The sequence below is a fragment of the Epilithonimonas bovis DSM 19482 genome, from assembly GCF_900108115.1.
Classification (GTDB): Bacteria; Bacteroidota; Bacteroidia; order Flavobacteriales; family Weeksellaceae; genus Epilithonimonas; species Epilithonimonas bovis.
The window spans coordinates 1-20,712 of the sequence record NZ_FTPU01000047.1; the positions used below are offsets into that span (position 1 = coordinate 1).

Below are 20,712 nucleotides of genomic sequence, written 5' to 3' on the forward strand. Positions count from 1 at the left end.
CAATTAGACTTATTCAATGAGGTAAATATAGAGTTGGAAACCCCTAAAAGGAAAAATCAAAAAGACTACAAACCACAGTTCTATCAGTTCAAAAAATATCGCAAGAGAATAGAAACATTATTTTCTCAACTTTGTGACCAATTTATGATTAGAAGAAACTACGCCAAAACTTTTGAAGGTTTTAAAACAAGAATTTTGGCTAAAATTACAACCCTTACAACTATTCAGTTTTTGAATAGATTTATTTTTGATAGAAATATAAACAACCTAAAAATAAATCTCGTTTGATAATGCACTACGAGTTTCCAATAGTTATATTATCCGTGATTTTATAACTTAGATTTAATTTGGTATTAAATCGATTGAAACCACTTCCGGAATTTATTCCCTGGCCGGCCGCTAGATTTCCTTCGTCCTGAAGGTAGCCAACACTGCCATAATAATTGAGTTTACCCAAACTTCCTGCAGCCGAAAAATCATTTGAATTGATAATGCTTGTTCTTAAAATCTCTTTAAACCAATCCGTATAACCAGGATATTGAGCTTTTGTAATAAAAGCAGGATCTGTAGCTCTGTCATTCAGAAGCTTCTCATTATAAAGTTCTATATACTGATCTCCATTTACCATCTTTGGCACGTTGGTAACTGTCTTAATCCCTAAATAAGAATTAACATTAAAAACAGGTTTTCCCTTCCCTGATTTGGTTTTGATAATTACTGCACCATTGGCTGCTTTAGCACCAAAAATTGCCAAGCTGGACGGATCTTTTAATACACTCATCGACTCTATATCCTGAGGGTTCAAGAAAGAGATATCCTCTGTAATCATCCCGTCGACTATAAAGACCGTATTACCGGACAATGAACCAATCCCCCTGATATCTACTCTTGGCGATCCTCCTGGTGTTCCAGCATTAACAACACTGACTCCTGATAGCTTCCCTTGTACAGAACTCAATGGGTTTGCATTAGGCTTATCGGCTAAATCTTTGGCAGACACAATACCGATACTTCCCGTTACGTTTTCTTTTTTTTGTGTCCCATAACCAATCACCACAACTTCTTCAATCTTAGTTTCTTTACCGCTACTGTCCTTGACGGACTGAGCATGCAGATCACCGCCAAAATAGAGCGCAGCAATCAGCAATGGTAATTTGACATAATTTTTTTTCATAATATTCTCAAGTATTAATTCCTTATCGCTCGAATATAAATATTTTATTAATAAAATGTTAATTATGTTAAATAATAATATTATCAACTGAAAGTCAGCAATTTAAAAAACATTACCCCTGAATTAATTATAATCTTACTGAATTTTATTTCCTCAATTTATGGCGCAATATTTGTCTTAACGAGTTTTTGAAAGACTAATCACTCCAACTGGGTCATTGGAAAATCATATCTTACTAATCAAAATCTATCAATATTATGAATACAAACAGGCTATCATCCGCGATGCAGGATGCGTTAATCAAACAGATGACAAAAGAAGGTCACGCTTCACAAATATTCCTGTCTTATGGCTGCTGGGCAGACGTTAAAGGGTACGGCGGGATTGCCAATTTTCTTTACAGACACTCTCAGGAGGAGAGAAATCATATGATCAAGTTTATGCGCTATATCCTTGATAGAGGCGGAGAAGCAAGGGTTGAAGCAATACCGGCTCCTCCGGAAAACCCTCAAAATTTAACCGACTGTTTTAATAAGGTTTTCCAGCATGAGGTAGATAACACCACGTCGATCTACGCACTTGTGGACTTGTCTTTTCAGGAAAAGGACTGGGCCACCTGGAATTTTATGCAATGGTTTGTGAAAGAACAGATCGAAGAAGAAAAATTGGCCTTAGAACTCATCGATAAATTAAAAATAGCTGGCGGGGACAGGGCTTCAGACGAGTCGCTCTTCTCACTGGACAAAGCACTGGAAGCCGCTCCCGACGATGTACCGTTGCCCGAAACTGCTACAGCAGAAAACCCTTCGTAAAGAAAAAAATTATCATTATCTTTGATCTTCGTACTATTGCGAAGATCTTTTTTATACAATCTATATGGCAAATATCATAGAAAGCAATCATGCAAATCCTGAAGAATTTTACATCTCGCTAAAAGAAAAACTGGAACAACAGCATAATTTTCCGGAGGAATACCTTTTCAAATTCATTATCCCCAGCGATTCGGGGAAAATAACAGAGATCCTAAAAGTTTTTGACGGTTTCAAATACACTCTGTCTAACAGAGAAAGTTCTAATGGCAAATACACGTCTGTCTCAGTGAATTGCTTTGTTCTGGACGCAGATCAGGTGGTAGATATTTATCAGAAAGTGGGTAAGATAGAGGGCGTTATGATGCTGTAAGCTGTATTTAAAAATTACAAACGGCTTGATAATTGTAATTTTTGTAACCAAATTCATCAATATGAAAAAGGCTGTCTTCAGATTACTTAATAAAATAAATAAGGCTGTCTTACCCAAGTACAATAAGAAAGATTTTACCAAACTTTCAAAACTGCAGAAAGCGATCTTTGCATACCGTTATATCGTTCTTATTAATTCTCTGGATTAATAAAAATGAGACCAAAAAAAAAGCGTTCAGTATTTCTGAACGCTTTTCTGCTATCTACAAGTTGTATTATTTACTTACACTTGTGGCATTCGCCTTTCTTGATTGGAATTTTGCTTTTCTATCGGCCATTTTCTGAGCTTTGATATCCTGAAATTTTTTGTACTGCTCAGGCGTCAGAATTTTTTGCATCTCTGCATCATTTTCTCTCATCTTCTGCATTCTGCCATCTTTTTTAGTGGCCATTGCTTCTTTCCTTTCGGCAGCTTTTTTATCATGTAAAGCCGTGAGTTGTGCTACCTGTGCATCAGTAAGATTCAGTTCCTGTTTCATCTTTTGAAGATGTTCAGCTTTTTTCTGAGAATGGTCTGCTTTTGCTGTAGTTTGGGCAAATCCGAAAACTCCTAGTCCCAAAAATGCCATGCTTAATATTAACTTTTTCATTTTTTTAATTGATTTAGTATTAATTATTTTACTGACTCTTTGATCCTATGACTATTATAATGTTAAAGGTCAAAATGATAAATTTTTGTTAAACTCTGTTATCTGGATACCAATCTATTGCCTGAACTTCTATAACCACCAGAATTTCCCGAATTGTTGTTATTCCTGTTTTGTGATGATCTCTCAACACTTTGGTTTTGTCTTGTTCCGCTTTGGTTTCTAAATCCTTCAGATCTGGGAGCTGATGATGGCATTGTACGGTCCGCTTCTACACGATTATTTCTAAAACTACCATCGTTACCTGATCTTACACCACTATTGCCATTCGGCCTTATACCAGAATTTCCATTTGCGCCACTTCGTGGTAAACCATTGCGCACATCATCATTATTATAAGCTCTTGGGTTGATGTTATTATTCCTCATCGGTTCCCGGAAGTTTGCTCGGAAATTATTTCGGTCAACCCTGTAGTTAACAATATTTACATTTCTGTAAACCGGTCTTACCGGATAACGTCTTGCATAGAAGTTCACGCAACGGTTTCTGTAATACACAAACGGGCTTGCACCCCGGAAATAAACATTCTGATAGACTACAAAAATCCTTGGCCCTAAAATATTTTGAAGCGCGTAAAACCTGTCATAATACCATCTGTCCGGATTATATCTGTAATAAGAGTTCCAGGCGGCGTAAGATGCAAAACGGTTGTTCAGCAACATAATCTGATTGATTTGGAATGGGCTCAAACGATATTGTACAAAAAACTGATCCCAGTTTACAGAGAAAACAGCGTTTCTGTAATCGTTATAATAGCCTTGATAATATTGGTCGGGATAATAATCCGCAGGATAGTTGTAATAGTAATCGTCCGGGTAATCGTATGAGCTGTCATAATATTCGTATCCGTTATAGTCCTGTGGGTAAGTATCGTAATAATCCTGTGCAGAAACTAATCCGCCAAAAATTATAGCAAGTGTCAAAAATATCTTTTTACTCATTGTTAAGATATTTTTATTTTGGTATTCGTGAATCATTGATTTCATTTTCTTTTATTTTAAAATTAAATTCGAAAATCCATTTTTCTCCAATGGAACTTTCTGTCTTTTGGATATTGACGGATAATAAAAGTTAAACTAAAATTTAAATTTAGATTTGAAATCAATTCAAAAAACAAATTGACATCTGACAATCAGGCTAATAATTTTTATTAATCATAATAAAAAAAGAACCCTTTCAAAGCATGAAACTCTGAAAGGGTTCTATAAAAAGTTATTCAAATCAAAATTTTGAATAATGCAGATTTAGATATTAATATCGGTCGCTACTTTCTATCCAACCTGCAATTTTCTGATTGAATCTGTCTTTGGTTTTCAAATCTTCTAATTTAAGATGCATCCTGTATCTCCAATAATGTGGGAAAACTGCAGGATTGTTGATTCTCTCCTCATCCATATTCGGATTCATCAATTCTTGGTCAGTTGCCAAAAATTCCTGAATCGGGAAAATTGCTAACATCGCATTGGTGAAAAGGTGCTGTTTCATTATCATTTCCGACAATTCCGGAGCTAAATCCCACGGCGCAGTTCCATATTGCCCTAATTGTGTATTAAAATAACTCTGTGTGAGATTTCTGTCTTCGTGCCACCATTGTCTCAGTGTAGAACTATCGTGTGAAGAAGCTGTTACGACATTCAGGTAACTGGCGTCTTTTGGATTATACCAAGGTATATTATCAGAAGGCATTCTCTGAACTTTCAAAGCGGTAATCGCCAATTGATCCATCACAACAGGAACCGAATCCGGAACCAGTCCCAAATCTTCTCCACAAATCAACATCGTTGTAGAATTAAGCAAAGCCGGTAATTTCTCCATCGCTTTCTGATACCAAAGCCCGTCCTGACGCTTGAAGAAATAATCATTATAAAGATCTATAAGTTTTGCTTTTTCCCAATCCGGAAGATATTTGTAAGATGTCGTTTTCGCAATATTGAATCTTGGATGATAAACGATTCCGTTATCAGTTTCTTCAGTTAAGAATAGAACATTTCCGGCTAAAGAAATCAATTTTTCTTCTGCCCAATCCCAGGATTCCTTCTTGAAATAATCGGTTAATTTTCTCTGGGTGTCAAACTCCGGCTTGAAAGTGTAAGTCCCGTTATGATGATTATCGAAGAAATGATTCTGAATTTTTTCTTTGAATTCACCGAAGTTTTCCCAAAGAATCGGGTCATTCACAAATGGCTTCACATAACGGTCATAGCTGAACGGAATCTGTCTGTCCGCAAATTCTTTCTCAGTCACTGGAAGCGCCGGATAAAAATAACCCAGCAAACCTTGGGTCGCAGAAATCGGCATTCTCCAAATCCTGAAAAATCCAAGAATATGGTCAATCCGCATGGCATCAAAATACTGCTCCAGAACTTTGAAACGCTTTTTCCACCATTGGTAACCGTCGGCTTTCATCACTTCCCAATTATAAGTCGGGAATTCCCAGTTTTGTCCCAAATCTGAGAATTGATCAGGCGGTGCGCCAGCCTGGAAATCCATTCCGAATAATTCCGGCTCTGTCCAAGCTTCTACAGAATATCGGTAAATCCCAATCGGTAAATCTCCTTTCACGGAAATTCCCAATTTATGAAGATATTCTACAGCATCTTGAAGTTGCAAATGCAATTGATATTGCACCCAAGCGTGGAGCATCAATTGAGAATACTCTTTATGTTTTGGTGAATAAAGTGTCGCTACTTTTCCGGCAACATATTTTTTATGAGTCTTCCATTCATTGAAATTCGGCGTTTTGTATTTGTCTCTCAAAACACAAAATGCAGAATAAGGCATCAGCCATTCTTCGTTATCTTTAATGAACTTTTTGAAGTTTTTATCTTTAAGAATCGCTTCTTGATTTCCCTCGAAAACAGCCGTTGTATATTTCCATTTTCCGGAAATCATCTGCTCGTAGTCAATCAAACTCAAAGCATTCAGTTCTGCTTTTTTTGCCTGATAATCTTCAACCAAATCTTTTGGCAAAGCATATTCTAATTTCTCAATCGAAAGATATTGCGGATGAAGCGCATAAACCGAAATCGCAGCGTAAGGATAAGAATCTGTCCAGGTATAATTCGCAGTTGTATCGTTGATCGGCAAAATTTGGATGACAGAAAGCTTAGTTTCATTAGCCCAGTCTCCCAATTTTTTGATATCAGGAAATTCCCCAACGCCAAAACCATCATCCGTTCTTAAAGAAAAAACCGGAACGGCGACACCCGCAGAATGCCAAAGTGTATGATTATCAAATTTGAAATAATGGTCAGCTTTCACATACAGGATATCCTTGTTCGGATTACCAAAAACCCAACGGTTATCACCCGGTTCTATGTAGAACACCTTGCCTGTATTTTTATCTCTAATCGCGTATTTATAAAGTATCGTCTGATGGGTATTGATCTCAACACCGGTTTCCCAAACGCCGTAATCTGTTTCGCTCAGTTCAACAGCTTTTTCGTAATCCCAATTTCCCAAAGCATCCACATTCCCAACCAAAACCAATTGCCAATTTGGATGATAAAGTGGCGCTTCTATTCTGAAAAGATGCGTATGCTTCTTAACTACCGGTTGTTTTGCAGGCTGAAAACCTTGCAAACGATTATGCAGAATTTTGTTGGTTAAATAATTTTCAGGAAAGTTTTTGAGATTCCATTGGTCAAAGATTACAAATTCTTTAAAACTATTGGGGAGATTGAGTTTGTGAAAAGGAATCTCTTCCTCCAAAACTTCCCCATCTTCGTTCACCACAAGATATTTGTAGAGAATCGCTTTAGAAAAATAATCCAGTTCTGTGGTCCAGTTATTATTTTCGGAATAGGTCAAATCGTAGTCCCGATGCTCATTTTCGCCCTCAAACAGGCGTAAAACGAGCCGTTGGCCAACTTTTGTTCCGAAGTTAACACTAAAGTATAATTTCATTATTAAGGTCTGTTAATATGGACGCAATTTAATGATTTATTGGATATTTGGATAAAAAACTAAATTTTATGAATAATATGCTTAATAATTTAAGACCAGTTACTTCCTACTGACAGCTAGAACTTCGAGATAAGGATCTATCTGCCTGTCCATCTCAACAGTAATACCACCAATATTTTTTGCTTTCATATACATGAGCACTCTTTCGTCACGTAGTGCAAACATGAGGAAATCATTCATTTTTTCAGCAGGGATTCCTGCATCTGCAAAATATTGGTAATCGATATTATTGCGGATCCAGGACAGGCCTTCCTGCAGGTCTTCATATTTATAAAGCCTTTTCAGGCGCCTAGATTTCCCACTAATTGCATTATAAATATTTTGAATACTTACGATGGGCGGAATTCTCAGAAAGTCGTCCTTCAAATCAACGGGCTTCTCGCGTGGCTTTTCCGGACCTTTGGGTAAGCCAATTGATGTCCTTAATCCTTCTTCTTGAGACTGCACAATATTTTTGTTGATGAACCTAACCTCCTCTATCTCCTGCGGAATTTTCTCGAGCCGCACGGTCTGTTGATCGCTATTAGTGATAAGGATTTTTGCCAGTTTGTAACGTTCTTTCGCAAAACGGATCTCGTCACCCATTTTAGCACTGATTGTAAAACTTCCCTGCGAATCGCTGTAAGTTTTTTCATTGGTTCTCATATTTACAATCAGGGTTTTGGGAATCAGGACTTCGTCCTCTGACATGACTTTCCCGGAAATATTCTGAGATAATATCAACCCAGAAATCAGAACAAAAAGAAGTGGTAAACAAGTTTTCAAGCGGCAGTCGTTTTTTCAAAAATAGGTTTCTTTCTGAAAATAAAAATACGGTTTAACTTTCGTTAACCGTATTTTTAAAATATTTATGAATGATTTATCAGATCAGCTGATATGTCGTGCCCTCTCTGCCATCTTTCAGCTCTATGCCTTTTTCCAGCAGCTGGCCGCGGATTTGGTCAGACAGATCCCAATTTTTAGCTTTTCTGGCCTGATTTCTCAACTCGATCAAAACCTGCAACGTCTGGTCAAGCTTATCATTATTTGAGTCTTCTATCGTCTGCAATCCCAACACGTCAAAAACAATAGCATTCAGGAACTGTTTTAAATCTTCAAAATCACTGGTTGAAATACTTTCTTTCCCAAGTTTTGAAGCCGAAATAAATTTCACCACCTCAAAAAGATGAGAAATCAAAACAGGGCTGTTAAAATCGTCTGTTAAAGCATCGTAAACTTTTTCTTTCCAGGCCTTAAGATCAAAAGATGACGTCTCGATACCTTCTACTGCAGATTCTGTATTAAGAATCCTAACCGCTTCCATCAGCCTGTTGAAGCCTTTTTCGCTTGCCAGCATTGCATCGTTAGAAATATCCAGAACACTTCTGTAATGCGCCTGCAAAAAGCAAAATCTGAGTACACTTGGGTGAAATGCCTTCTCAAAAAAGTCATTATTGCCCGTAATCAGTTGCATTGGCAAGATATAATTACCGGTCGATTTGCTCATCCGTTGCCCGTTCATTGTCAGCATGTTGGCGTGCATCCAATATTTGACAGGCTCAACACCGTTGCAGGCCTTGCCTTGGGCAATCTCGCATTCGTGATGTGGGAATTTAAGATCCATCCCACCACCATGAATATCAAACTGATCACCCAAATATTTTGTACTCATCGCCGTACATTCAAGATGCCAGCCTGGGAAACCTTCTCCCCAAGGCGATGGCCACTTCATAATATGTTCCGGTGATGCTTTTTTCCAAAGCGCAAAATCCTGTGGATTCTTCTTCTCGCCCTGACCGTCAAGATCTCTTGTGTTGGCAAATAATTCTTCTATATTCCTATGGGAAAGCTCACCGTAATTGAGACCTCTTGCATTATATTCCAACACGTCAAAATAGACGGAACCATTGCTTTCGTAAGCAAAACCTTTGTCTACCAAAAGTTTCGTCAGTTCCAATTGCTCGATAATGTGGCCGGTGGCAGTTGGTTCAATAGTCGGTGGCAGCAGATTGAATTTTTTAAGAACCTCGTGAAAATCCACCGTATATTTCTGAACAATTTCCATCGGTTCCAGCTTTTCCAACCTGGATTGCTTGATAAACCGGTCGTTATTGATATCGCCATCGTCTGTCAAATGTCCTGCATCGGTAATATTTCTGACGTATCGGACTTTATATCCCAAAAACTGAAGGCTTCTGTAAATAAAATCAAAGGATAAAAATGTTCTCACATTACCCAAATGCACGTTGCTGTAAACCGTTGGCCCACAAACGTACATCCCAATATTACCTTCTAATAAAGGTTGGAAAACTTCTTTTTCGCCGGAAAGTGAATTGTATATTTTGAGTTGCATATTTTCTATGAATGATAAATTATAAATGATTAAATAGTTGATATAGAAAATCAACAACAGACAATTGTTGTTACAATAATTTTGTAAAAATATTTTCTAAACTTTATCATTTATTTAATCAAATTTTGCGTGGCTACCTACATAATGCAGGAACTCTTGTCTGGTAATAGGATTGGTTCGGAAAATTCCGCTCAGTTCAGCAGTAATGGTAGAACTGGCCGTATCTTTTATCCCTCTGCAATTGACACAAAGATGCTTGGCATCTATAATACAAGCCACATTTTTGGTACCCAAAGCTTCTTTGAGCGCTTCTACAATCTGCATTGTCAGCCGCTCCTGAACCTGCGGACGTTTGGCATAATAATCTACAATCCGGTTGATTTTTGACAGCCCTATCACTTCTCCATTGGATATATAAGCTACGTGGGCTTTCCCAATGATTGGTAAAAAGTGATGTTCGCAGAAAGAATAGACTGTTATATCTTTCTCCACCAGCATTTGGCGGTATTTATACTGATTCTTGAATGTTGAGATACCTGGTTTATTTTCTGGCAAAAGGCCACCAAAAATCTCATTGACATACATTTTTGCCACCCGTTTGGGAGAATCTTTCAGAGAGTCATCGGTCATATCCAGGCCAAGAGTCTGCATAATCTCACCAAACAGTTGCTCTATTTTCTTTACTTTCTCTTCCGGTTTCAGGTCAAAAGCGTCTTTTCTGAGTGGGGTATGATCTTTGCCTGTAAAAAGATCGTCATCATTATCAGGAAAATCTTCCATAATTGCATTAATAATTATTGCAAAAATAAACAAATTTGCGGACTATGTCAGGAGTAATTTTAATGAGATGATTATAAAAAGAATAGCGTATGGAGAAGCTGAAAAAAGTAAAAAAAAATTGAAATGATTTGAAATTTTATATATTTGCACCAAATTAACATAATTAAAATAAAATACTATGTCAGACATTGCATCAAGAGTAAAAGCTATCATCGCTGATAAGCTTGACGTTGAAGAAACAGAAGTAACTCCAGAAGCTAGCTTCACTAATGATTTAGGAGCTGATTCTTTGGATACTGTAGAACTTATCATGGAGTTTGAAAAAGAATTCAACATCCAAATCCCTGATGATCAGGCAGAAAAAATTACAACTGTTGGTCACGCTATCGCTTACATCGAAGAAGTTGTAAACAAATAATATTATCAAGATAGAATAAATTTATGGAATTAAAGAGAGTAGTTGTAACCGGCTTCGGCGCTATTACACCAATTGGAAATAATGCTAAAGAATACTGGGAAAACCTTATAAAGGGCGAGAGTGGTGCTGCTCCTATTACTCTTTTTGATTCCACAAATTTCAAAACTAAGTTTGCCTGCGAGGTAAAAGACTTCAATCCTCTTAATTATTTTGATAAAAAAGAGGCTAAAAAAATGGACCGTAACTCCCAGTTTGGGCAGATTGCGGCCAGAGAAGCTATCGCACACAGCAGGCTTATAGAAGATAATGTGGATAAAAACCGTGTGGGTGTCATCTGGGGATCCGGAATTGGCGGGCTGGAAACTTTTGAAACAGAAGTTTTGGGCTGGGCTGCTTCCAATAATATCCCGAGGTTCAACCCATTTTTTATTCCAAAAATGATTGCAGATATTACGCCTGGTAATATATCCATAGAATATGGTTTCCACGGGCCTAATTATACAACAGTTTCTGCATGTGCATCTTCTGCCAACGCTTTGATTGATGCCAAAATGCTGTTACAGCTAGGTAAGGCAGATGTGATTGTATGTGGCGGCTCAGAAGCAGCAGTTACAGCCAGCGGAATGGGCGGTTTCAACGCAATGCACGCACTTTCTACAAGAAATGATGATCCCAAAACGGCATCCAGACCTTTTGATAAAGACCGTGATGGTTTTGTATTGGGCGAGGGCGCGGGCTGTATTATTCTTGAAGAATATGAGCATGCAAAGAAAAGAGGCGCAACCATCTACGCAGAATTATCCGGTGGCGGTATGAGTGCAGACGCTTATCACATGACAGCGCCACATCCGGAAGGCCTTGGTGCTTATCTGGTAATGCAAAACTGTCTTCAGGATGCTGATGTTACCGCAGATGAGGTAGACCATATCAATATGCACGGTACATCTACACCTTTGGGAGACATTGCCGAATCTAACGCTATTGCAAAATTATTTGGAGAACATGCTTTTGATCTTCAGATCAATTCTACAAAATCAATGACAGGTCACCTTTTGGGTGCTGCAGGTGTGATTGAAGCTATTGCAGCGCTTAACACAATTGTTCACAGCATTGTTCCGCCAACGATTAACCATTTTACAGATGACGAAAGTATCGACAGCAGACTTAACTTCACCTTTAACAAGGCCGTTGAGAAAAATGTAGATATTGCGATGAGTAACACATTTGGTTTCGGAGGACATAATGCCTGCGTTCTTTTCAAAAAAATATAATATGTTGTTCTATGGAGTTGAAGAATTATTTTTCTAGATTCCTTCCTAAAAACAGAACACAAAAACTTTCGGAAAAAGATAATCTATTTCGCAAAAATATTTCTGAATTGGTAGGATACAATATCCACAATTTGGAGATTTACAAAGAAGCTTTCTCTCTGAAAACTTCTTCAAAAAACACGAATAAAAAAAATTATGAACGCCTTGAGTTTTTAGGGGATTCTGTATTGGGAACCATAATTTCCTGTCATCTTTTTCACACTTACCCCAATGAGAATGAGGGATTTCTAACACAGATGAAATCCAAGATTGTCAACAGGAAAAACCTGAATAAACTGGGAGATGATCTTAAACTTTGCAGTCTGCTACAAGCCGACATCAGTCACACTGTCCTGAGTGAAAATATATCCGGCAATCTGTTGGAAGCGCTTATAGGGGCCATTTATCTGGACATCGATTATGAATTTTGCAAAAAAATTGTATTAGACCGAATCCTGACACCGTCGACAATCAACAAACTCGAAAATAAAATCATCAGCTACAAAGGTCTGCTGCTGGAATGGAGCCAAAAGAAAAAAATTCCTATAAAATATGAGACCTGCGAAGAATTACAGGCTAACAAAGTCACTGTATTCCGCTGCTACGTTTGGCTTCATAACGAGAAAATATCCAACGCTGTAGAAGCCAGTAAGAAAAAAGCTGAAGAAAAGGCCGCCCAACGTGCTTTTTATGTACTAAGCAAAAAAGAAAATATTATTGAAAATCAAAAAACAGTTTCTTAAGCTAGAGGAAGATCTTACAGAGATCAGTATCGGATTGATTCGTCTTATAAAACCAATCCCGGAGTATGAATTGTTTTTTATGATCAACCGAGCTAATGATTTTCAGTTCAGCAGAACTGCGGATATCAAAATAGAGGGGCAATACTTTGATTATTATTTTTCACGATATCAGGCTTATGACAGGCTTTCCAAAAATTGTTTCACCTTTATTTCAAACAAATCTATCCTGTCTGTCGAGAAAAAAACGCAGAATGAGCTGTTTTCAAATGAATCGAATATTAAATTTTTACTAAATGTGCACCAGGATGCTGATTACATTTTAACTAATTCTGATATGTTTGCGGATTTTTCGTTAATTTTGCTCCCGGAAAATTTTATATTTCAAATTCAGGAATATTCTCTAAGTTCTGATGAGGAACTTTATCAATTAATCCAATATTATGAATAAAAACCTAAAAAAAACAAAAATAATAGCAACACTGGGTCCGGCATCTTCTAACAAGGAAACAATGATCCAGATGATCCAGGCTGGCGTAGATGTATTCCGAATCAATTTTTCCCATGCCGATTACGAGCTGGTGAAAAGAAATGTGGACATCATCCGCGAAATCAATAAAGAGTATGGATACTCCGTGTCTATCCTTGGTGACCTGCAAGGCCCAAAATTAAGAGTAGGCGTTGTAAAAGAAGGTTCATTCCTAAATCCGGGTGATATCCTGACTTTTACAAATGAAAAAATGGAAGGTGATGCAACCAAAGTTTACATGACTTATGAGAAGTTTCCTCAGGATGTAAAAGTTGGTGAAAGAATTCTTATCGACGACGGAAAATTAGTTTTTGAGGTGATTGAGACTAATAATGTGGATACCGTAAGAGCAAAAACGATCCAAGGAGGACCATTAAGTTCAAAAAAAGGCGTGAACCTACCCAATACAGAAGTTTCTCTGCCAGCTTTGACAGAGAAAGATATAGAGGATGCCAACTTTATGCTGGATAACGAATTTGACTGGATTGCATTATCCTTTGTTCGTCACGCTCAGGACATTATTGATCTTAAAGATCTGATGGCAAAACACCCCAGCAACAAGACAAAAACACCAATTATTGCTAAGATTGAAAAGCCAGAAGGTGTAAAAAATATCGACCAGATTCTAATGGAATGTGACTGCCTGATGGTTGCCAGAGGTGACCTGGGTGTAGAAGTGCCAATGGAGCAGGTTCCTGTTATTCAGAAAAACCTTGTCAACAAAGCAAGACTCTATGCAAAACCGGTAATTATTGCGACGCAGATGATGGAAACCATGATCAATAGCCTTACGCCTACAAGAGCAGAGGTGAATGATGTTGCCAATTCTGTTTTGGATGGTGCTGATGCTGTAATGCTTTCCGGCGAGACCTCTGTAGGTAAATATCCGGTAGACGTGGTAAAAAACATGTCAAAAATTGTTAAAAATATCGAGAAAACACCACTCTATTCAAAACTAAACCACGTTATCGAAGAAAAAATCAACTGCGTAGACGAGAGATTTATTACCGATAAAGTTTGCCGTTCTGCGGTTGATATTGCTAAATCAACAGGTGCTGAAGCCATTATTACACTAACCACTTCAGGATATACAGCGTTCCAGATTTCTGCTCACAGACCATCTTCACACATCATCGTTTTCAGCTCCAATAAGAGAGTCATTACGATGCTGAATTTGCTTTGGGGTGTAAGAGCTTATTACTATGATATGCAAAAATCGACTGACGAAACTGTAATCCAGGTGAATATGCTGACCCACAACTACGGATTTGTAGAGCAGGGCGATTATGTTGTGAACCTGAATGCTATGCCGGTGCATAATGGTGGTAAAACCAATACACTAAGACTTTCTACAATATAAGTTGTACTTTCAACAATTAATAAAAACCATCAAAATTAGCGTTTTGATGGTTTTTTTTGTAGATTATTTGTAAGGACCAGACACATCACTTTGAGCAAGAAAAGATGTGATTATAATTCGTTCATATTTATTTTTTTGCTTAAAAATAATTATTTAGAGGTGCGATATTGCAGTAATGAATTTTCGAAATGAAGTTTCAGGTTGCCCACATCGCCATCGCTACAAAGTCCATATTTAAGTATAATCCTGGAGTCGAATGACCTTAAAGAAAAATACAGAAAAGAATTAATCTCCGCTTTGCCTAATCCCATCGATGTAAAATAGTCATCAGTCAGGTTCTTTCTCAGCCACTCCACAAGATCTGTAATCACCCATTTGTTATTGATTTTACCAATACCAAAACCACCACTTACAGGCTGTACAAATTCTCCCGGTTTGGCTTTTAAAACTTCAAGGCTTGCAGGTGCTTTATAATAGTGCCACAAGTCATTATTAAGAGCTACTTTCTGCTTATTCTCGTCAAACAACTTGGAGTCCTTCGCCAGATCGCCCGATAATTTTTTCTTAATCTCCACCTCAGGTATTTCAATAATGACTTTTGAAATATTAACTGTCAGATAATCATTATTTTTTATAAGAATATCTTTTCTTTCGTAGCCTTCTTTTACAAATCTCAGCTTCTGCCCTACACTTGCTGATAAGGTAAATTGGCCGGTATCATCAGTATAAGTTTTGTCCTGAGAATCGATATTGATGACCAGAAGATGACGGACAGAAGCAGAATCAGAGACGACACTTCCGCTAATCTGCTGTGAAAAAACAAATGACAAAGGCATCAGAAAAAGTGATAGTAAAAATGTTTTCAAAAGCAATTTTTTTCAAAATTAATTTTAATTGACTATGGAAAGATCAATTTAACCAGCATTAACTTTTTTGGCAAGAATTAACATCCAAGATTTAATAAATATGTGGAAAAGTGAGATTTTTTTTATGTTTTTAAAATCATAACTTTACACAAATTTCTAATGTAGATGTATTTAGTTTTCGATACCGAAACCACCGGATTACCCAAAAATTTCAACGCGCCGCTTTCAGATTCAGACAACTGGCCAAGGATGGTTCAGATTGCCTGGCAGATCCATGATGATGACGGGAACCTGATCGAGAACCAGGATTATATCATCAAACCCGAAGGTTATGATATCCCCTTCAACGCAGCCAGAATCCACGGCATTACAACAAAAATAGCGAATGAAGAAGGCCGTGATTTACAGGAAATTTTGTTGGAATTTTCTAAGGCTTTGGAAAATGTAAGAGTTGTATCCGGCCATAATGTGGAGTTTGATTACAATATTGTAGGTGCAGAATTTATCCGAAAAGACATCAAGGATAACCTTCAGGAAAAACCAAAAGCAGACACTATGATTTTGGGAACCGATTACTGCCAACTCCCGGGAGGACGCGGTGGTAAATTCAAATCTCCGAAACTTGAAGAACTCTACGAGAAACTATACGGACACAAATTTGACGAAGCGCACAATGCGGCGGCTGACGTTAATGCCACGGCTCAGGTTTTTTTCGAGATGATGAGAATTGGTGTCATACCCGCGGATGTCCTTAAAATCCCTGAATCCAAATTAAAAGACTTCCAAACTGCAAATCCAAATCCTATAAAACCATTTGGGATTGTTATCAGGAGGCAGGTTGCCAGTTTTAATAATAAGAAAAAACAAAGTGATTTTGGCAGTATTGACGAGATTGATTTGGGTAAATATTTCCATTTTGACAATCACACTGTTTTTTCTACACTTGCCGCAACCACAAGTATTGGCGACCTCATCAAAAAAGCAAAAGAAGAAAAATTCCCGGCATTAGGCATGGTCGATTTGGGCAATATGATGGGCGCATTCAAATTTGTGACCGCTATAGAAGGTGCCAATGCCGACACCAATAAAAAGCATAAAGAATATCTTTTCAAAAAACAGGAAGCTGAAGAAAAGGGAGAAACTTTTAATGACCCGGAACCGACAACAGATCAACTGATCCCAATTGTTGGCTGCGAATTTTATATCTCGGAGCGCTATGAGCAAAAGCAGTTTACCAAAGATGATCCGGACCGCAGAACGCAGGTTATACTGTTGGCAAAAGATTTTGAAGGCTACAAAAATCTGGTAAAATTGTCCAGCATTGGCTTTCAAAAAGGCTTTTATTTTGGCGTCCCGAGGATTTCCAGAGCATTGATCTCTCAATACAAAAAAGGAGTTATTGCCTTAACGTCTGGGATTAATGGCGATATACCGAGTACGATCCTTAACATCGGAGAACAAAAAGGTGAAGAACTCTTCCAGTGGTGGAAAAATGAATTTGGTGAGGATTTCTACGTTCAGATCCAGAATCATAAACTTCCCGAAGAGGAGCACCTCAACGAAGTCCTTTTGCAGTTTGCAGATAAATACAATGTCAAAATCCTGGCTCAGAATGAGACTTACTATACCAATAAAAGCGATGCCAACATACAGGATATTTTAGGCTGTATCAAAGACGGTGAAAAACTGTCAACACCTATTGGTAAAGGCTTTGGCAAACGAAAAGGTCTCACAACAGATGAGTATTATATCAAAAATTCTGATGAACTCAAAGAAACATTCCTGGCCTATCCGGATGCTTTTGAGGCCTATGAAGAATTTCTGGCCAAATTCAAACCATATACATTAAAACGTGACGTATTGCTGCCGAAGTTTGATATCCCCGAAGAATTTGTAAATCCCGAAGATGAAACAGATGGAGGAAAACGCGGTGAAATGGCATACCTCACCCATCTCACTTTTGAAGGTGCCAAAAAAAGATATACAGAAATTACTGATGATATAAAAGAGCGTCTGGATTTTGAGCTGGATGTTATTGCCAATACAGGCTACCCGGGCTACTTCCTGATTGTACAGGATTTCTGTAACGAGGCCCGCAAGATGGGCGTTTGGGTTGGCCCCGGTCGTGGTTCTGCGGCAGGTTCTGCTGTTGCCTACTGCATTGGGATTACCAATGTTGATCCTATCAAATATGATCTCCTTTTTGAGAGATTCCTGAATCCGGAGAGGGTTTCTATGCCCGACATCGATATTGATTTTGATGATGAAGGCCGTGACAAAATCATCAAATGGGTGGTAGAAAAATACGGTCAGGACCAGGTGGCGCAAATTATTACCTATTCGGTTTTGGGAGGAAAATCAGCGATCAAAGATGCCGGACGGGTTCTGGATCTTTCGATCCCGGAAACCAATATGATTGCCAAATTGATCCCTTCAACACCAGGGATGAACATCGCCAAAGCATTCTCCAAATATGACAAACTGAAACCTGAAGAACAGCAACTGGTTGATGAGATGAAGGCCATCCTGGGCAATCCTGACGACCCAAGATTCTCGGTGCTGGAAAGTGCCAAAAAGATGGAAGGCTGCATCAGGAATACCGGAATCCATGCTTGCGGTGTTATCATTACGCCAGAACCTGTAAGTAATCTGGTTCCCATCACGATTGCCGCAAAAGATGCGGAAATTTTGGTCTCCCAGTTCGATAACTCGGTGGCAGAAAGCGCCGGATTGCTGAAAATGGACTTTCTTGGACTGAGAACTTTAACGATTATCAAAGACGCCGTCAACCTTGTCAAAGAGCGCCACGGCATTGATATTAATCCTGATGACATTCCGCTGGATGATGCCAAAACCTATCAGTTATTTAAGGAAGGAAGAACGATTGGGATTTTCCAGTACGAGAGTCCGGGAATGCAAAAATACATGCGTGAGCTGAAACCAACGGTTTTTGCCGACCTTATTGCCATGAATGCATTGTATCGTCCGGGACCAATTAAATACATCCCAAATTTCATTAACAGAAAACACGGTACCGAAGAAATCATTTATGACCTGCCGGAAACTCAGGAATACCTTGAGGAAACCTACGGCATAACGGTATATCAGGAACAGGTAATGCTTTTGTCTCAAAAACTGGCCAACTTTACCAAAGGTGAGGCCGATACCCTGAGAAAAGCAATGGGTAAAAAACAAATTGAGGTCCTCAACAAAATGTACCCGAAATTTGTAGAAGGCGGCAGAAAAAACAATCTGGATGAGCAAAAACTCGAAAAAATCTGGAATGACTGGAAAGCTTTCGCTGAATATGCTTTTAACAAATCCCACTCTACCTGCTACGCCTGGATAGCATATCAAACTGCCTACCTCAAAGCCAATTACCCCGCCGAATATATGGCAAGCGTCATGAGCAACAACATCAACAACACAGCATCTATCACCATGTTTATGGAGGATTGCAAGGCCATTGGCGTGGATGTTTTGGGACCTGATGTCAATGAGTCGCATTACAAATTTTCTGTGAATGACAAAGGCCAAATCCGTTTTGGGCTAGGTGCTATCAAAGGTATTGGAGAAGGACCGAGTGAGGCCATCACAGCGATCAGAAAAAATGGAAGATTCAAAAATATTTATGATTTTTTTGAGCGGGTTCCCTCGTCTCAGGTTAATAAAAGAGTGGCAGAAAGTTTGGTAATTGCAGGCGCGTTTGATGAGATTGACTCGTACCACCGCGGGCAATACTTTGATTTGGATTCTGCCGGAAGAACCAATCTGGAAAGGCTGCTCCGTTATGGCCAAAGTTTTCAGGACAGTAAAAATGAGATGGATAACTCTCTGTTTGCAGATTTTGCGGAAGAAGTGCAAATTGAACAGCCCAAATTGCTACCATGTGCAGAATGGCCCAACATGCACAAGTTGAACAGAGAAAAAGAGATCATTGGCTTTTATCTCTCTGCGCATCCTTTGGATGAGTTCAAATACCAGTTCAAGTTTATGCAGGGCGTGCTGTCGAAAAAAGCAGTACTGGAAGAGAAAAAGGACGATATTCCTGTGCTGGACGAAGTTGCGCCGGTGATAGAAGCGGACGACAGCACTGCAGATGAAGAAACACCCGATATTGTAATTTCTGACGAAGGCGGACTGGAAGATGAGATCATAGAAGAATCTACGAAAAAAGCAGAACCAAAAGGAAATTTCAACTTCCTGAATCTTGATGAAGTAGAAGCTTTCAAAGACTTGGCTTTCCCTCCAAAAACAGCCGAACTTTTTGAAGAGAAGAAAAGCTGGAAAGACAAAATGAATGAAAAAGATAATACAAAAGAATATACAGTCGCGGGATTAATTACCGAATATCGTGTAGCTGATGGTTTCCGAAGTGGGGAAAAAGTGGCTTTTGTAATGTTAGAAGACTACACTGGTTCTTATTCTTTCCGATTGGGTGACCGCGACTATATGCGCCTGAAAGAAAAACTGGAAGTGCAGCGATTTGTTATTATGAAAATCAAATTTTCACAAGGTAAAGACGGGCGAGTTTTTGTAAACGTCAACGATGTATTGGAATTAAAAGAAGCTTTTGATCTTTTTGCCAAAAGTTTATCCATTGTCGTTCCGCTTGAGACTTTGCGCGAAAGCGACATCCGCTTTTTCCAGGAAAACATTATTGCAAATCAGGGTGAGCAGAAACTACAGTTCTTCATCAAAAACCCAGAAGACGAATCCGTATTGGAAGTTGTCTCGATGCAGCATCATATCAATATCAATGAAAACCTGCTGGAAGTGATTCATCAAATTAATAATTATGAGGTTTTTTTGAATTGAGTTTAAAAACTAATTTAACATAAAGATCCACCACCGCAGTAGTAAAAATCTATTAATGTAAATATTTTATATGAAAAAATCTACTTTAACTTTATAAAGTAGATTTTTTTATTTTAATCAAAATAGTAATTTTACATTATTACCCTAATCAGGTCACTTTATATAAAATTTTAATCAAATTATTTTAAAAAATTAGAGCCTGTTTAAATTTTATTCAATAAATTTTTTATAGCGGATAATTTTACCATATTTTCAGAATTTTCCATTAGTAATTCGTAATTCCTGCATAATCTCCTGTCGTTATCAAACCAGGAAAATGTCCGTTCAATAATCCATCTTTTAGAAATGGGCTTAAAATCTGTTTTCTTTTCATCATTTCTCATCACCACATTGATTAGATAACCAAACTTATTTTTCACCTGTTCTATGATTTCTCCTCTGTAACCTCCATCAGCAAGAATAATCTTCACAGGACTTAAGAAATATGCCAAAGTTCTCATGAGAAAATCAACAGCTTTACTGTCATGAACA

Annotated in this window: 19 protein-coding genes; 10 read left to right on the forward strand and 9 right to left on the reverse strand. The window is 38.1% G+C overall.

Annotated features, from left to right (window positions below; genetic code table 11):
• A partial coding sequence (locus B0B05_RS14485; RefSeq protein ID WP_143746044.1) for a transposase occupies nucleotides 1-288 on the forward strand: 288 nt, incomplete at its 5' end.
• A 7-nt stretch (nucleotides 289-295) separates the two neighbouring features.
• On the opposite strand, the gene B0B05_RS14490 is transcribed toward B0B05_RS14485, so the two are convergent.
• Nucleotides 296-1,174, reverse strand: coding sequence for a TonB-dependent receptor plug domain-containing protein (locus B0B05_RS14490; protein ID WP_076784325.1), 879 nt, complete (start codon nucleotides 1,172-1,174; stop codon nucleotides 296-298).
• 257 nt (nucleotides 1,175-1,431) lie between these two features.
• Between B0B05_RS14490 and B0B05_RS14495 the strand changes: the two genes are divergently transcribed.
• From B0B05_RS14495 to B0B05_RS16770, 3 genes are all read left to right on the forward strand, one after another.
• A complete protein-coding gene (locus tag B0B05_RS14495) occupies nucleotides 1,432-1,986 on the forward strand; it encodes a ferritin (protein ID WP_076784326.1) in 555 nt (184 codons plus the stop codon).
• Between the two features lie 64 nt (nucleotides 1,987-2,050).
• On the forward strand, nucleotides 2,051-2,356 hold the full coding sequence (locus B0B05_RS14500; RefSeq protein ID WP_076784327.1) for a DUF493 domain-containing protein: 306 nt from the start codon (nucleotides 2,051-2,053) through the stop codon (nucleotides 2,354-2,356).
• A gap of 61 nt (nucleotides 2,357-2,417) precedes the next feature.
• Complete coding sequence (locus B0B05_RS16770) at nucleotides 2,418-2,564, forward strand: hypothetical protein (protein WP_173786395.1); 147 nt, start codon at nucleotides 2,418-2,420, stop codon at nucleotides 2,562-2,564.
• Between the two features lie 66 nt (nucleotides 2,565-2,630).
• Here B0B05_RS16770 and B0B05_RS14505 read toward each other — a convergent pair whose 3' ends face one another.
• The 6 genes from B0B05_RS14505 to folE form a co-directional block, all read right to left on the reverse strand.
• Nucleotides 2,631-3,005 (reverse strand): Spy/CpxP family protein refolding chaperone, encoded by a 375-nt coding sequence (locus B0B05_RS14505; RefSeq protein WP_076784328.1) that lies wholly within the window; start codon nucleotides 3,003-3,005, stop codon nucleotides 2,631-2,633.
• Nucleotides 3,006-3,103: 98 nt separating this feature from the next.
• Entirely contained in the window at nucleotides 3,104-4,003 is a 900-nt protein-coding gene (locus B0B05_RS14510) for a hypothetical protein (protein WP_076784338.1), read from the reverse strand.
• A gap of 310 nt (nucleotides 4,004-4,313) precedes the next feature.
• Nucleotides 4,314-6,968: a 4-alpha-glucanotransferase gene (locus B0B05_RS14515; RefSeq protein WP_076784329.1), complete on the reverse strand. Its 2,655-nt coding sequence runs from the start codon at nucleotides 6,966-6,968 to the stop codon at nucleotides 4,314-4,316.
• A gap of 99 nt (nucleotides 6,969-7,067) precedes the next feature.
• Nucleotides 7,068-7,793, reverse strand: a complete 726-nt coding sequence (locus B0B05_RS14520; RefSeq protein WP_076784330.1) for a hypothetical protein — start codon at nucleotides 7,791-7,793, stop codon at nucleotides 7,068-7,070.
• Between the two features lie 97 nt (nucleotides 7,794-7,890).
• Entirely contained in the window at nucleotides 7,891-9,360 is a 1,470-nt protein-coding gene (gene cysS, locus B0B05_RS14525; protein WP_076784339.1) for a cysteine--tRNA ligase, read from the reverse strand.
• Nucleotides 9,361-9,474: 114 nt separating this feature from the next.
• Nucleotides 9,475-10,140 carry a GTP cyclohydrolase I FolE gene (gene folE / locus B0B05_RS14530; RefSeq protein ID WP_076784331.1) on the reverse strand — a complete coding sequence of 222 codons (666 nt, stop codon included), beginning with the start codon at nucleotides 10,138-10,140 and terminating at the stop codon, nucleotides 9,475-9,477.
• 178 nt (nucleotides 10,141-10,318) lie between these two features.
• Between folE and B0B05_RS14535 the strand changes: the two genes are divergently transcribed.
• Genes B0B05_RS14535 through pyk form a run of 5 tightly spaced genes read left to right on the forward strand, consistent with a single transcriptional unit; the run spans nucleotide 10,319 to nucleotide 14,497 of the window.
• On the forward strand, nucleotides 10,319-10,558 hold the full coding sequence (locus B0B05_RS14535; protein ID WP_002976354.1) for an acyl carrier protein: 240 nt from the start codon (nucleotides 10,319-10,321) through the stop codon (nucleotides 10,556-10,558).
• A gap of 23 nt (nucleotides 10,559-10,581) precedes the next feature.
• The gene (fabF, locus tag B0B05_RS14540; protein ID WP_076784332.1) at nucleotides 10,582-11,829 is read left to right on the forward strand and encodes a beta-ketoacyl-ACP synthase II; all 1,248 of its coding nucleotides are present in this window, start codon (nucleotides 10,582-10,584) and stop codon (nucleotides 11,827-11,829) included.
• A gap of 11 nt (nucleotides 11,830-11,840) precedes the next feature.
• Complete coding sequence (gene rnc, locus B0B05_RS14545; protein ID WP_076784333.1) at nucleotides 11,841-12,611, forward strand: ribonuclease III; 771 nt, start codon at nucleotides 11,841-11,843, stop codon at nucleotides 12,609-12,611.
• Nucleotides 12,586-13,059, forward strand: a complete 474-nt coding sequence (locus tag B0B05_RS14550) for an IPExxxVDY family protein (RefSeq protein WP_076784334.1) — start codon at nucleotides 12,586-12,588, stop codon at nucleotides 13,057-13,059. Before rnc ends, B0B05_RS14550 begins: the two co-directional genes overlap by 26 nt.
• Nucleotides 13,052-14,497, forward strand: coding sequence for a pyruvate kinase (gene pyk / locus B0B05_RS14555; protein WP_076784335.1), 1,446 nt, complete (start codon nucleotides 13,052-13,054; stop codon nucleotides 14,495-14,497). The genes B0B05_RS14550 and pyk overlap by 8 nt, the downstream gene beginning before the upstream one ends.
• A gap of 149 nt (nucleotides 14,498-14,646) precedes the next feature.
• On the opposite strand, the gene B0B05_RS14560 is transcribed toward pyk, so the two are convergent.
• Complete coding sequence (locus B0B05_RS14560) at nucleotides 14,647-15,363, reverse strand: carboxypeptidase-like regulatory domain-containing protein (protein ID WP_143746045.1); 717 nt, start codon at nucleotides 15,361-15,363, stop codon at nucleotides 14,647-14,649.
• Between the two features lie 165 nt (nucleotides 15,364-15,528).
• Between B0B05_RS14560 and dnaE the strand changes: the two genes are divergently transcribed.
• On the forward strand, nucleotides 15,529-20,181 hold the full coding sequence (dnaE, locus tag B0B05_RS14565; protein ID WP_076784337.1) for a DNA polymerase III subunit alpha: 4,653 nt from the start codon (nucleotides 15,529-15,531) through the stop codon (nucleotides 20,179-20,181).
• A 203-nt stretch (nucleotides 20,182-20,384) separates the two neighbouring features.
• Here dnaE and B0B05_RS14570 read toward each other — a convergent pair.
• Nucleotides 20,385-20,712: transposase (locus B0B05_RS14570; RefSeq protein ID WP_076784207.1), on the reverse strand; the 328-nt coding region annotated here is incomplete at its 5' end.